Source organism: Arcobacter siniprincipis (SeqCode) (genome assembly GCF_048571125.1).
Lineage (GTDB): Bacteria > Campylobacterota > Campylobacteria > Campylobacterales > Arcobacteraceae > Arcobacter > Arcobacter siniprincipis.
The window spans coordinates 3,031,950-3,045,772 of the sequence record NZ_CP182343.1 but is presented as its reverse complement, the minus strand read 5'-3'; the positions used below and the strand labels follow the sequence as shown (position 1 = coordinate 3,045,772).

Below are 13,823 nucleotides of genomic sequence, written 5' to 3'. Positions count from 1 at the left end.
ACTTTTTAGATGTTTAAGATTAATTACTATTGTAATAATCTAAGAACATTTTGTTGGATTGAGTTTGCTTGACTCATAGCATACGATCCAGCTTGAGATATAATATTTTGTTTGTTGAAGTTTGCAGATTCTTGTGCATAATCAACATCTCTAATAATAGATTCCGCTGCTTTTACATTTGTTTGTTGAGTCATTAAGTTTCTAACCCCAGATTCAATTTGATTTTGAGATGACCCTAAATCTGCTCTAAATGTATTAAGTTGAGTGATAGCAGCATCAACTACACCTTGGAATTTATCCGTTTGAGCCACTGTTAACTGACCAGCTTGTAAAGATTTCAATGCAGAAAGAGTTAATCCACCTCTCATACCTTTATTTTCATCTGTTTCAGTATCTTTAACACCGTCAGTGATTTTTAATTCTTTATTGCTTCCTGTCTCTTCATTGTAAATAGACAAATTAGCTGCATTAGCACTGAATGTCACACTTCCAGAAGTATCAGTTTGCTCTATTTTCATAGACCCAATATTATAAGTAGCTAGGGCACTACTTGCTGTATTTGCAGTATCCGTTGTTTGCCCACCAAAGCTAATTACAGTTCCAGATGCAATAGTATATGAAGCTGCTTTAACTTCTACCCCATTAACGATAGTTGCAGCTACTTTTACAATACCACTAGCACCATTAGTTGCACTAAATGTACCTAAACTATTTCCATTTATGTCTTTTACTTCTACTGATGCACCACTATTAGATGATAATTTATCTAAAATAAGTTGTGTATTAGAGTCTAATTCACTAAGTGTACTTTGTTTACCAAAAGTAATATCTCCAGTTACCCCTGAAATACTTACTTTACCTACAGCACCACCTGATGCAAAACTTTCAAGTTTAAGTGCATTTGTTCCATCAGCTGTTACTCTGATTGAAGTTTCAGCTGAAATAGTATTGCCTTTTGAACCAGTAGTATCTTGCATGATTCTTTCAGTTCCACCACCTAAACCTACAGTATTAGATTGAATTGATGCAGATTGGATGATATCATCTTTATTTTCACCAATTTGGAATCTTAATTGATCTGAACCTCTAGTATTATCATAACCACTTTGTAATAAAGTTGTACCATTATAGTTAGTTTGTGCAGCGATATTATCTAATTGCTCAAGTAATTTATTAATATCTTTTCTAATAGCTTCTCTACCATCATCAGAAGTAGTATCAGTATTAGCTTGAATTAATTTAGCTTTAACAGTATCTAAGATATTTGATTGTTCAGACATAGATTTATCAGCAATTTGGATTAATGAAACAGCTGAGTTACCATTGTCAATACCTTGACCAATAGAATTAGCTTGAGTTCTTAGTTTATCAGCAATTGCTAAACCAGATGCATCATCAGATGCTTTATTGATTTTTAATCCAGTAGAAAGTTTTTCTAATGAACTTGAAATTTTGTTACTTGTATTTTTTGCTGCTTCTTGTGCAGTAAGCGAAGCAACGTTAGTATTAATTCTCATAATAAATCCTTTAATTATGACACATTGTGATAAATCACACCGAATACATTCTCAGGTGAATGAGCATAGAGTAAAACAACTCTTTGGAATCAATTGATCCCTACTTTGTAAAAAGAATTATTACATACCAATTCTTAAAAGTAGATTAAAGTGAAATTTGACAATAAAAAAAGAGAGCTTTTATACTCTCTTTAAATTTGTTATTTAAAAGTACTATTTATTGAAGTAGTCTAAGAACATTCTGTTGCACAGAATTAGATTGGCTCATAGCATAGTTTCCTGCTTGAGAGATGATATTTTGTTTATTAAAATTTGCAGATTCTTCAGCATAATCAACATCTCTAATTACAGATTCTGCTGCTTTTACATTTGTTTTTTGAGTCATCAAGTTTCTAACTGCTGATTCGATTTGATTTTGAGTAGAACCTAAATCAGACCGGTAAATATTCATTTGACTTAATGCAGCATCAACTATTGCTTGATACTTATCTGCTTGTACTTTTGTTAATTGACCTGTTGCTAAAGCTTTTAATCCAGCTAATGTACCGCCCCCAATAATACTTCCTGATGCTGTAGTCACTTTTAATTCTTCACCATTTGCACTATTTAAGTTTTGAATATTAAGATTTTGAGCACTTGCATCAAAGGTAATACTTCCTGATGCTGAAGTTTGAGTAAGTGTCATTGCTCCAATTGTAAAAGTATTTAGAGGTTTGCCAGCAACTTCAACTGTATTTACTGTTTGTCCACCCATTCCAAGTGTTGTACCTGATGCAAGTGTAAATGTTATAGTTGGTTCTGCTCCATTTACTCCTGGCGTAGAATGTCTAATTAAAGCATCTTCTATTGTAGTAGGACTAGTTGGTGTTAGTGTAAAAGTTCCAATAGTTCTATTGTTTATGTCTTTTACTTCTACCGAGGCAGGATTTCCATTTACCCCACTTGTTGCATTTGCTAAAGCTTCTAATACAAATTGAGTAGTTGAATCTACATCACTAATCTCTGTTGTACCTGGTCCATTTGCAGTTATATCTCCAGGTATTCCTGTAATATTTACTTTTAAAGCAGTTCCTGTAGCATATCCATCTAATGTAATAGGATTTGTTCCATCTCCACTTATAACAGTTGATAAACCTTGAGAAATAACATTATTTCTTGTACTTGAACCAGAAACTTGGTCAAGAGCTTTGTCTCCTCCTCCTAATCCAACTGTATTTGACTGCACAAATGAACTTTGCATAACATCATCTTTATTTCCACCAATTTGAAATTTCAATTCAATTGAACTTGACATGCTATCATAGCTATCTTGTAAGAGTGTAATACCATTATAACTAGTCTGTTGAGCGATGTTATCTAATTGTTCTAATAGTTTAACAATATCTTTTCTAATAGCTTCTCTACCATCATCAGAAGTAGTATCAGTATTAGCTTGAATTAGCTTAGCTTTTACAGTATCTAAGATATTTGATTGTTCAGCCATAGACTTATCAGCAATTTGGATTAAAGAAATAGCTGAATTACCGTTATCTATACCTTGGCTAATTGATGAAGCTTGAGTTCTTAGTTTATCAGCAATCGCCAAACCAGAAGCATCATCACTAGCTTTGTTAACTTTCAATCCAGTAGAAAGTCTTTCTAATGAAGTTGCAATCTTCTTATTAGTATTGCTTGCCGCTTCTTGTGCAGTAAGCGAAGCTATGTTTGTATTTATTCTCATGTTTTTTACCTTGTTACAGCTTTTATACTAAATTTTAACAAGTTTTTTTGAGAATTACTCCTGTTTCGATGTGCCCAGAATAGGAAAATTGGTCAAATAAAGAAAATTTTAAGATTTGGTGAGATTTGATTAATTCTTTTAAATCTCTATGCAAAGTTTCTGGATTACATGAGATATAAATAATTTGCTCGAAATTTTTAACTAATTCTCTAGTTGTATCATCAAGTCCAGATCTTGGAGGATCTACAAATATAGTTGAAAAGTTATAATCACTTAAGTTTATATCCTTTAATCTTCTAAATTTCCTTACACTATTTAAAGCTTCCACAAACTCTTGCGCACTCATTCTTATAAAGTCAATATTTGTTATGTCATTTAACTCACAATTTAGAAGTGCAGAGTTGATTGAAGTTTTTGAAATCTCTGTTGCTAAGACCTTATTAAATTTAGTAGATAAAGGGATAGTAAAATTTCCACCTCCACAATAAAGTTCACATAAATCATCTTTTGTTTCAATATTATTTAAAACCCACTCTATCATTTTGATATTTACTTTTGTATTGGGTTGGGTAAATCCACCTTCTTTATAATGAAATTTAAAAGTAGTATTATTTATATTTAGTTCTTCTTTAATAAAATCCTCTTTTAAAACAAGCTTTTGTTTGCGGCTTCTTCCTATGATTTTGATATTTAGTTTCTCTTGTACTTCTCTTGCAACTTTTTCCCAAGTAGTATCTAATTTTTTGTGATAGATTAAAGTAACAAGCATATCATTTGTAGTTGAACCTAAAAATTCTACTGAATAGATTTTATAGTTTAATATTTCATTTTGTGAAATTTCTTTTAAAAGTTTTGGCATGAGTTCGTCTATTTGTTTTGAGACAATTGAACACTTGTCTACTTCTAAAATATTTTTATCAAAGCTTGTCATTCCATAAGATAGTGTTGGATTCTTTTCATCATCATAATTTTTCCAGAATCTAAATTCTGCTCTATTTCTAAAGTGCTCTTCATCACTTCTTATAACTTCAAAGTCCATCGTAGTAATATCTTGAAATCTCTGTTTTTCCCTAGATAGTTTATAATTTAATTGTTCTTCATAATTCATATCGTACAAAGTACAACTACCACATTTTCCAAAATATTCACATGTCATCAAAATCCCTTAAAATCTTTTATTATAATATTATTATTTTATGATAAAATGAATTTAATACTTATAAAATTAAAAAGAATAATATGAAAACAAATTGGCAAGAACAATTAAAAGAACTTTTAAATTGTGATATAAAATCACTTTATCCCTTAGCAAGAACAATAAAAAGAGAACTGCACTTTTTTGTGGGACCAACAAACTCTGGTAAAACATATAAAGCAATGACGGAGCTTAAAAAAGCAGATTGTGGACTTTACTTAGCACCTTTGCGACTTTTAGCTTTAGAAGGGTATGAAGATTTGACTAAAGAGGGAATTCCAGCTTCTCTAATCACAGGTGAAGAGCAAAACTTAAACGAAGATGCAGCACATGTTTGCTCAACTATAGAGATGATTGATTTTAATATGGATGTTGATGTTGCAATTATTGATGAAGTTCAAATGCTCGATGATGATGACAGAGGTTGGGCTTGGGTAAATGCAATTATTGGCTGTCCTGCCAAAAAGATAATTATGACAGGAAGTGTAAATGCTCTTGATGCTGTTAAAAAAATAGCTGCATATTTAGAAGAAGATTTGATAATTGAAAAGTTTAAAAGAAAAAATGAATTACAACTTTTAGATAAACATACAGCTTTGGGAAACTTAGAAAGTGGAACAGCTTTGATTGCCTTTTCAAGAAGTGATGTTTTAAAATTAAAACAAAAACTTCAAAAAAAACATAAAATCTCAATCATATATGGAAACTTATCTCCTGAAGTAAGACGGGATGAAGCAAGAAGATTTAGGGAGAAAGAGACAGATATCCTAATAGCAACAGACGCTATTGCAATGGGATTGAATCTTCCTATTAAAACAATACTTTTTACAACTCATATGAAATTTGACGGTATCTCAAGAAGAGGAATAAGCGTAAATGAAATAGTTCAAATAGCAGGACGAGCAGGGCGATATGGACACCATGAAAAAGGGTTTATTGGAGCTACTACAAAAGATAGTTTAAAATATATAAAAGAAGAGTATTCTCAACCAATCAAAACTATTAAGCCCCCATTTAAAGTAAAAATAAACAATGAGCAACTAACAAGTTTAGCAATGCATCTAAAAACAACATCTTTGACAAAAGTGTTGAAGTTCTTTTCTACAAATATGGTATTTGAGGGACCTTTTATTGCTGCAAATATTGGCTCAATGATTAGTGCGTCAACTATTGTTGACCAAAAGTTTAATTTAAAACTTGAAGATAAATATATGCTTGCTCAAGCACCTATTTCTGTAAAATCAAAGATTATTTTACAGGCATATGATATATATATTTCTGCAGTTTTAAAAAACAGAGTAATACGATACAAACCTTCAATAACTTTACCTAAAGTTGCACGAACACAGAAGGATTTATTGTTAGTTGAAGATGAGATTAAAAAAATATCCCTTTATTTATGGCTATCTTATAAATTACCAGAACAGTTCCCAGATGGTATAAAAGCTACGATAGCTAGAACTTCTTTTAATCAATTTATGGAAAACTCATTGAAAAAAGATATCAAATTATCAGCTGATGAACACAAAAGAGTTTTTCCACCAAGAGAAAAAAAAGAGTTTAGACCAAGGAGAAGATTTTAATCTTCCCTTAGATATAATTGCGTATTATTGAAGTACTGTACAGGAGAATTAATGCTTAATCTATTTCGTTCAGATGATAGTACAACTTTACAAAAAGAGTTGATGAAAGACTATGTAAATGAAGAAAAAATACAAAAACTTATTGATAGTGGATTAAATATTAATGCAAGTGATGAAAAAGGTAGAACTCTTCTTTTTGAACTTGTACAAAAACGAAGAATAGAGGGAATGAAAATCCTAATTGAAAATGGTGCAAATATTGACCATGAAGATAAATTAGGAAAAACAATATTATCAATTGCAGCTTCAAATGCTGATGGTATGATGATAAGATTTTTACTCGATAAAAAAGCCTCTCTAAACTATGTAAACTCTTCTGGTAGGATTCTTATTCAAGATATAGCCTTAGAAGGAAACTTAAAAGTATTTCAACTTTTACTTGCACATGGAGCAGATTTAACTTTCAAAGATAGTTATGGAAGAACCGTACTTTTTGATGCAATTGAAGGTGGAAATATAAGGATTGTAAGAGAGATATTAAATAATATTGACGATATAAATGTGTCTGATTATGAGGGTGAAAGCGCTTTATTTTTGGCTAGCTTAAAAGATGATCAGACAATTATGAAATATTTAATAGAATTTGGATTAGATATAAATCATTTGAACAAAAATAAAAGAAATGTACTTTTTAAAATAGTTTTAAAAGGTGCTAAACACCTTGATACTATTGATGCTTTATTACAAAGAGATATAAATATAAATCAAAAAGATATTGAAGGTAAAACTGTTTTAGATGAGATATTAAAAATATTTAATATTGTAAGAGAAAATAATTTAGATAAGTACAGACAAACAGATTATAAGTATGTAAAAAAAGAGAATGATTATCAAAAGCTTTTGACAGTATTAATTGAAAATGGTTTAGATATTGATAAAAAAGATGAAGAAGGTAAAAGTGCACTTTTTTATGCTATAGACAATAAAGATTTTGAGTTAATTGAGTTCTTTTTAAATGCAGGTGCAGATATCAGTACACAAGATAGAGATGGGAAAACAGTACTTTTTCAAGAGTGTTTAAAAGGCTATTCAAATTATGAAATGATTGATTACCTATTTGATAAAGGTATAGATGTAGACCATCAAGATTTTGATGAAAGAACTATTGTTGATGATTTAGCAGAGATGATTCTAATCCAAGAAAATGGCAAAAGAGCTCATTCAAGAAGATTTTTAGATATTGCTGAAAACGGAGATTATTTTAAACTTTTAAAAAGAATAATTATAAAAAGACCAAAATTAAATCAAGCCAGAAGCGATGGAAAAACTATTCTTTTTGATGTAATAAATTACAATAATATTGAGCTAATAAAAGCTCTTTTAAATAATGGTGCAGATATTAATAAAGTTGATAATGAAGGAAACACAGCATTTTCTTGTATGATAGATTTTGGGTTAAAAGCAAAAACAAAAAATGAAAGAAAGCAATTTTTAGAGAGAATTGTTTTTATGCTTAAATTTAGAGTTGATGTAAATAGTGTAGATAAAGATGGAAGAACTATTTTTCATAAAGCAGTTATTGCAGATGATTATGAACTTGTAGAGAAACTTTTATCTAAGAAAACAGATTTAAATATCAAAGACAAACAAGGTAGAACTGTCTTACATCATACACAATGGAAAGGTAATTATAAAATTGCAAGACTTTTAATAGCAGCAGGAGCTGATATGAATGAACCTGATTTTGCAGGGTTTACAATTTTGAATTATGCGGCAATATTAGGACATGCAAAACTTGTGATGGTACTTATTGCTTCTGGAGTTTTGATGTACAATAGAGCTAAAAAGAGTAAAGCAGTAGCTACTTTTTTTAAAGAAAAAGAAGCTAATCTAACAAAATTAGTTGAGAGCAATATCACTGATGAGAAGATGAAAAGTTCACTTCAACAAGTTGCAGATAATTTAAGAAAAGAAATATCAGAAGCGTTAAGGTAAGGGTATAAATGTTTAATAAATCAATTATTATTCTAGCAGCTGGTGCTGGAACAAGAATGAAATCAGAGACTCCAAAGGTATTACATAAAATTTCTGGTAAACCTATGTTGTACTATAGTATTAAAGAAGCTTTAGAAATAAGTGATGATATTACAGTTGTATTATATCATCAAGCTGATTTAGTAAAACAAACAATGCAAGAGTATTTTTCTGACAAAGTTAATTTTGTAATACAAGACCATATAAATTTCCCAGGAACTGGTGGGGCTGTTATGGGAATAAAACCAAAGTATGAAAAAACTTTAGTTCTAAACGGTGATATGCCACTAATCCAAGCAAGTGAACTTGAAAGATTTGATATAGATGCAACTATTGTAATGTCAGTTTTAGAGTTGAAAAGTGCTGATGGATATGGAAGAGTAGTTATCCAAAACGGTGAAGTAAAGAAAATTGTTGAGCAAAAAGATGCAAGTGCTGAAGAGCTAAAAATCACAAGTGCAAATGCTGGTATTTATCAATTTTGTACAGAATTTTTATTAAATTCTTTACCTCTTTTATCAAATGATAATGCTCAAGAAGAGTATTACATCACTGATTTGGTAGAAATAGCAATTAATAGTCAAAAAACATTAAAACCTTTAGTTGTAAATGAAGAAAACTTTAAAGGCGTTAACTCAAAATATGAACTTGCTTGTGCTGAGGTTATTCATCAAAATAGAATAAAAGAATCTTTTATGAAATCTGGAGTTATCATGAGATTGCCTGATACTATTTATATAGAGTCTGATGTTGAAATTATTGGTGAAAGTATTATTGAAAATGGAGTTACTATTTTAGGAAATAGTAAAATAGAAAATTCTCATATAAAAACAAATACAGTAATTGAAGATGCAACTCTTATAAATAGTGATGCTGGTCCAATGGCAAGAATAAGACCAGGTTCAATTATAAAAGATACTCACATAGGAAACTTTGTAGAGACTAAGAAAGCAATACTAACAGGTGTAAAAGCTGGACATCTTTCTTATCTAGGAGATTGTGAAATAGATGTTGGCACAAATATAGGCTGTGGAACAATTACTTGTAATTATGATGGGGTTAAAAAATATCAAACTAAAATAGGCAAAAATGTTTTTGTGGGAAGTGATACTCAACTTGTAGCTCCTGTTACAATAGAAGATGATGTATTAATTGCAGCTGGAACTACTGTTACAAAAAATGTAAAAAAAGGTGATTTAGTTTTAACAAGGGCAGCTACAAAAGTAGTAAAAGGGTATTTTTATAAATTCTTTGGGAAAAAAGATGCTTAAAAATAAAAATATCTTAGTGGGAGTTACTGGCTCAATTGCTATTTATAAAACTTTAGAACTCATCAGATTGTATATAAAAGCAGAAGCAAATGTAAAAGTTATAATGACTGCTTCTGCTAAAAAATTTATAACACCTTTGACTTTTGAAACTATCTCTCAATCTCAAATTTTAGATGATACTAATGAGTCTTGGGACAAAGATTCTCACTATAATCATATAGCAATAGGTAAGTGGGCTGACATTTTTGTAATAGCCCCTGCTAGTGCTAATACTATAAATAAATTAAGCCATGGAATAGCTGATAATATCTTAACTCAAACAGCGTTAGCTTATCCTAGAGTAAAACTTCTGTGTCCAGCAGCAAATACAAATATGATACAAAATCCAATGACAAATGCAAGTATGAAGATGCTAAAACTTTGTAATTACAAAATCTTAGAGCCTGTATCAAAAGAACTAGCTTGTAGAGATATTGGTAATGGAGCTTTAAGTGAAGTAGATGATATTTATTATGCTACATTAAAAGAGCTTTTAAAAGATGAGTATTGGGAAAATAGAAAAGTTATATTAAGTGGTGGTGGAACAGTTGAAAAAATAGATGATGTTAGATATATCTCAAATTTTTCTTCAGGGAAAATGGCTGCTTCATTAGCTTTAGCACTTTATTTAAAAGGTGCAGATGTATGTTTGATAAGTTCAAGAGGACATGAAGATTTACCAAAAGGCATACATATAATAAATGCTCAAAGTTCTCAAGAGATGTTTGAATATCTGCAAGAATCAATTGATGTTGCAAAAAAAGGAATAATTAGTTCTACTACTTTAATGGATAACTCAAATCCAAGTTTGATACAAAAAAAGCCATACCTTTTTATGGTAGCAGCTGTGAGTGATTATCTTCCTTCTTTTGCTCAAAAAGGAAAACTAAAAAAATCTATGCTTGGTGAAAAGTGGAACTTAGAGTTAAAACAAAATATAGATATTTTATCAAGTTTAAATAGAAGTGATATTTATACAATAGGCTTCAAAGCTGAGCTGGATAAAAAAGTTGCTTTTGAAAATGCAAAAAATATGGCAATTGAAAAAAATGTTGATGCTGTTTGTCTAAATATAATTGATGAAAATAATACTTTTGGCTCAAATGTAAATAAAATAGAACTAATAATAAACGATAAAACAATTAGTTTCGATGGGGAAAAGTTTGATGTCTCTTTAAATATTATAAATACTCTGTCTTTGGAGCTGCATGAGTAGTTTACCACAACATGTCGCCATTATTATGGATGGTAATGGAAGATGGGCAAAAGAACAAGGACTAAATAGAACAGCTGGACATGAAGAGGGTGCTAAAACTGTAAGAGAGATTACCACTCATGCAAATAATTTAGGTATAAAATACTTAACTTTATATGCTTTCTCCACTGAAAATTGGACGAGACCAAAATTAGAAGTTGAGTTTTTAATGAAACTTTTAGAGAAATATTTAAAAAATGAGTTATCAATTTATTTAGAAAATAATGTTAAATTTAAAGTAATTGGGGATTTATCAAAGTTTTCAAAATCTTTGCAAAAAGTCATAAGTGAAACCCAAGAAAAAACAAAAAACTGTAAAGGCTTAACTCAAATATTAGCTTTAAATTATGGTTCAAGAGATGAAATTACAAGGGCTGTTAAAAAATTAGTTGATAAAAAGCTTGAAATAAATCAAGAAAATATAGAATCATGTTTGGATACAGCTGGTATTCCTGATGTGGATATGTTAATACGAACAAGTGGTGAGATTAGAATTTCAAATTATCTTTTGTGGCAGTGTGCTTATGCAGAAATGTTTTTTACAAAAACTTATTGGCCAGAATTTTCTAAAAATGAATTTGATGATTTATTAAGTGATTTTAAAAATAGAGAGAGAAGATTTGGTTCTGTTTAGTGCTATTATTTTTATTTTTGGTGCAGTTATTGGCTCGTTTTTAAATGTAGTGATTAATAGAGTTCCTAGGGGTGAATCTATTATTACTCCAAGAAGTCATTGTACTAAATGTGGAAAAACAATAGCTTGGTACTATAATATTCCTATTATTTCATATCTTATTCTTGGAGGAAAATGCAAATATTGCAATGAAAAATATTCTATAAACTATTTTTTAGTAGAGGTTTTATCAGCAATCATTGCTTTAACACTTTTTATAAAGATTGGTTTTTCATTGGAATATTTTTTAATATTAGCGATGTTTTATACTTTGCTTGTATTATCATTTATTGATTTAGAGTATAAAGCTGTTCCTGATTGGATTTTGTTACTTGTGGTTATTTTAGGTTTTTCTTGTGTTTATAATAATTTTTTAGACTCTATTAAAGATGGATTTATTTTTGTTGGAGCTTTTGTTATGCTAGATTTTTTTGTAACTTTTTATATTCAAAATATAAAATCAAAGATATTAAAAGATGAAACTTTAAAAACACAAAGAGCTTTGGGAGAGGGTGATTTACCAATTATTGCTGTTATTGGGGCACTTTTAGGTTTGGCTTCAGGAATGATAGCTATATTTTTAGCAGCACTTTTTGCTATAATTCCATCAATTTATAATAATATCAAAAACAGTGAAAAACAAACAGCCTTTATTCCTTATTTGTCTTTAGGTTTTTTTGTTGAGTATATATTTCAAATTTCAAAGGTTATTTTGTGAAGCTAAAACAATATTTATTATCACAATTTTCAAATACATTTTTTCCCATATTTTTAGTACTTTTTTTTATTACTTCAATTATATTTTTAGTAAGAATAGCCTCAATTACTTCGGTTATTACCCTAAATATCTTAGAACTTGGTACTTTATATGCATATAATTTACCTAATATTGTTTTTTATACTATGCCCATATCTTTTTTTGTAGCTATGGTAATTACTTTGTCTAAATTATCAAGTGAATATGAGCTTATTGTTATAACTTCTTTTGGTTTAAATCCCTCAAATATTTTAAAAGTATTTTTACCTATTACTTTTTTTATATCTTTGTCTTTATTGATTATTTCAATAGGATTAATTCCCAAAACAAAATATCTATCTCATGAATTGATTAATCAAAAAACAAAAGAAGCAAACTTTAATATAAAAGCATCAGAATTTGGGCAAAAGTTTGGTGATTGGCTTATATACATAAGTAAAAAAGATGATAAACTTTATGAAGAAGTTAAACTTTTCAAAACACAAGATAATGGTACCGATCAATTTATTATAGCTAAAAATGCAAAGCTAAATAATGACTTAGGAAATTTGAGTTTTGTTTTAAAAGATGGAAAAGCTTTTTATTTTGAAAAAAATAAGATTAATCAAATAGATTACAATGTTATGCATATAAATGACACTTTAAGTGAGTCAAAAGCAACTTCTTTTACAAATGCGTATGCGTATTGGAAAGATAAAGTTGAAAATGATGGGGATGTAGCAAAATTCTCTTTTTATGTATTAACATCGATTTTTCCTCTTATCTCTATTTATTTGGTAGTTGCTTTTGGATATTTTAATCCAAGATATGAAAAGAATAGATCAGTTGCATATGCAATTATTAGTGTTGTTGGGTATTATTTGATTTCTGATCCTTTAACTAAGACAATAGGTCTTTTTTCTATCCCATTAATAATTGTTTTTTGGACGATATTATCATACTTTGTTTATAAGTTAAATGTAAAAAAAGTATATTAATGAATGTAAAAATGACAATCTCTTATGATGGTTTTTCTTATCAAGGTTCACAAAGACAAAGTAATAAAAAAAGTGTGGAAGATAAACTTATAGAAGTATTTAAATTGTTAAATATTGAACCTAAAATAACATTAAGTGGAAGAACTGATAAACAAGTACATGCTACCGGACAAGTTTTTAATATACTTATTCCTGCTTACTGGTCAAACTTCTCAAAGCTAAAGCAAGTTATGAATTATAAGCTACCAAGTTCTATAAGAGTTAGAAATATTCAAAAAGTAAGTGATGAATTTCATGCAAGATTTCATGCTAAAAAAAGAGTATATAGATATGTTATTTCTACAAAAGAAGTAACACCTTTTTTGGCAAATTATGTTACTTTTGTAAAACAAATAAATGAAGAGAAAATAAAAGAGGCAATAAAACTTTTTATTGGAGTTCATGATTTCGAATATTTTCACAAAAGTGGTAGTGAAAAAGAGAATAAAGTAAGAGAAATTTTTGATGCAAAATTTTACAAATATAAAGATTTTTATATCTTTAGATTTGAAGCAAATTCATATTTGAGATCTCAGATTAGAATTATGGTTGGTTTTTTGTTAAAAATTTCAGAAGGAAAATTTTCAAAAAATGATTTAAAATCTCAACTTTCCAGAGAAAAATATATCTATAAAACCCCCGCTATTCCTAATGGTTTGTACTTATCACAAGTTAAGTACTAAATATAAATATAAATTAAATTATTTTTTATAATTTTTATGTTTAATGAAAAAAAGCAAAAAGATGGTATAATAGAAAGAAT

The 13,823-nt window shown here is 29.0% G+C and carries 11 protein-coding genes; 8 read left to right on the top strand and 3 right to left on the bottom strand.

The genetic code is table 11. The annotated features are described in order from the left end of the window. Positions 1 to 26 precede the first annotated feature (26 nt). The 3 genes from ACNI3D_RS15485 to trmA all read right to left on the bottom strand — a co-directional run bounded on the left by ACNI3D_RS15485 (position 27) and on the right by trmA (position 4,393). Positions 27 to 1,517 (bottom strand): flagellin N-terminal helical domain-containing protein, encoded by a 1,491-nt coding sequence (locus ACNI3D_RS15485; RefSeq protein WP_419767637.1) that lies wholly within the window; start codon positions 1,515 to 1,517, stop codon positions 27 to 29. Positions 1,518 to 1,734: 217 nt separating this feature from the next. Continuing rightward, positions 1,735 to 3,237: a flagellin N-terminal helical domain-containing protein gene (locus tag ACNI3D_RS15480; RefSeq protein WP_129099451.1), complete on the bottom strand. Its 1,503-nt coding sequence runs from the start codon at positions 3,235 to 3,237 to the stop codon at positions 1,735 to 1,737. 34 nt (positions 3,238 to 3,271) lie between these two features. Further along, positions 3,272 to 4,393 (bottom strand): tRNA (uridine(54)-C5)-methyltransferase TrmA, encoded by a 1,122-nt coding sequence (trmA, locus tag ACNI3D_RS15475; RefSeq protein ID WP_419767636.1) that lies wholly within the window; start codon positions 4,391 to 4,393, stop codon positions 3,272 to 3,274. A gap of 83 nt (positions 4,394 to 4,476) precedes the next feature. Between trmA and ACNI3D_RS15470 the strand changes: the two genes are divergently transcribed. Genes ACNI3D_RS15470 through truA form a run of 8 tightly spaced genes read left to right on the top strand, consistent with a single transcriptional unit; the run spans position 4,477 to position 13,743 of the window. Then, on the top strand, positions 4,477 to 6,015 hold the full coding sequence (locus tag ACNI3D_RS15470; protein ID WP_419767635.1) for a helicase-related protein: 1,539 nt from the start codon (positions 4,477 to 4,479) through the stop codon (positions 6,013 to 6,015). Between the two features lie 51 nt (positions 6,016 to 6,066). Then, positions 6,067 to 8,010, top strand: coding sequence for an ankyrin repeat domain-containing protein (locus ACNI3D_RS15465; protein ID WP_419767634.1), 1,944 nt, complete (start codon positions 6,067 to 6,069; stop codon positions 8,008 to 8,010). A gap of 8 nt (positions 8,011 to 8,018) precedes the next feature. Further along, positions 8,019 to 9,320, top strand: coding sequence for a bifunctional UDP-N-acetylglucosamine diphosphorylase/glucosamine-1-phosphate N-acetyltransferase GlmU (glmU, locus tag ACNI3D_RS15460; RefSeq protein WP_419767633.1), 1,302 nt, complete (start codon positions 8,019 to 8,021; stop codon positions 9,318 to 9,320). After that, positions 9,313 to 10,575: a bifunctional phosphopantothenoylcysteine decarboxylase/phosphopantothenate--cysteine ligase CoaBC gene (gene coaBC / locus ACNI3D_RS15455; protein ID WP_419767632.1), complete on the top strand. Its 1,263-nt coding sequence runs from the start codon at positions 9,313 to 9,315 to the stop codon at positions 10,573 to 10,575. Before glmU ends, coaBC begins: the two co-directional genes overlap by 8 nt. Then, positions 10,568 to 11,248 (top strand): di-trans,poly-cis-decaprenylcistransferase, encoded by a 681-nt coding sequence (locus tag ACNI3D_RS15450; protein WP_419767631.1) that lies wholly within the window; start codon positions 10,568 to 10,570, stop codon positions 11,246 to 11,248. Before coaBC ends, ACNI3D_RS15450 begins: the two co-directional genes overlap by 8 nt. Then, positions 11,208 to 12,005 carry a prepilin peptidase gene (locus ACNI3D_RS15445; protein ID WP_419767630.1) on the top strand — a complete coding sequence of 266 codons (798 nt, stop codon included), beginning with the start codon at positions 11,208 to 11,210 and terminating at the stop codon, positions 12,003 to 12,005. Before ACNI3D_RS15450 ends, ACNI3D_RS15445 begins: the two co-directional genes overlap by 41 nt. Further along, a complete protein-coding gene (locus tag ACNI3D_RS15440) occupies positions 12,002 to 13,021 on the top strand; it encodes an LptF/LptG family permease (protein WP_419767629.1) in 1,020 nt (339 codons plus the stop codon). The genes ACNI3D_RS15445 and ACNI3D_RS15440 overlap by 4 nt, the downstream gene beginning before the upstream one ends. Continuing rightward, a complete protein-coding gene (truA, locus tag ACNI3D_RS15435) occupies positions 13,021 to 13,743 on the top strand; it encodes a tRNA pseudouridine(38-40) synthase TruA (protein WP_129099459.1) in 723 nt (240 codons plus the stop codon). Before ACNI3D_RS15440 ends, truA begins: the two co-directional genes overlap by 1 nt. Positions 13,744 to 13,823 lie beyond the last annotated feature (80 nt).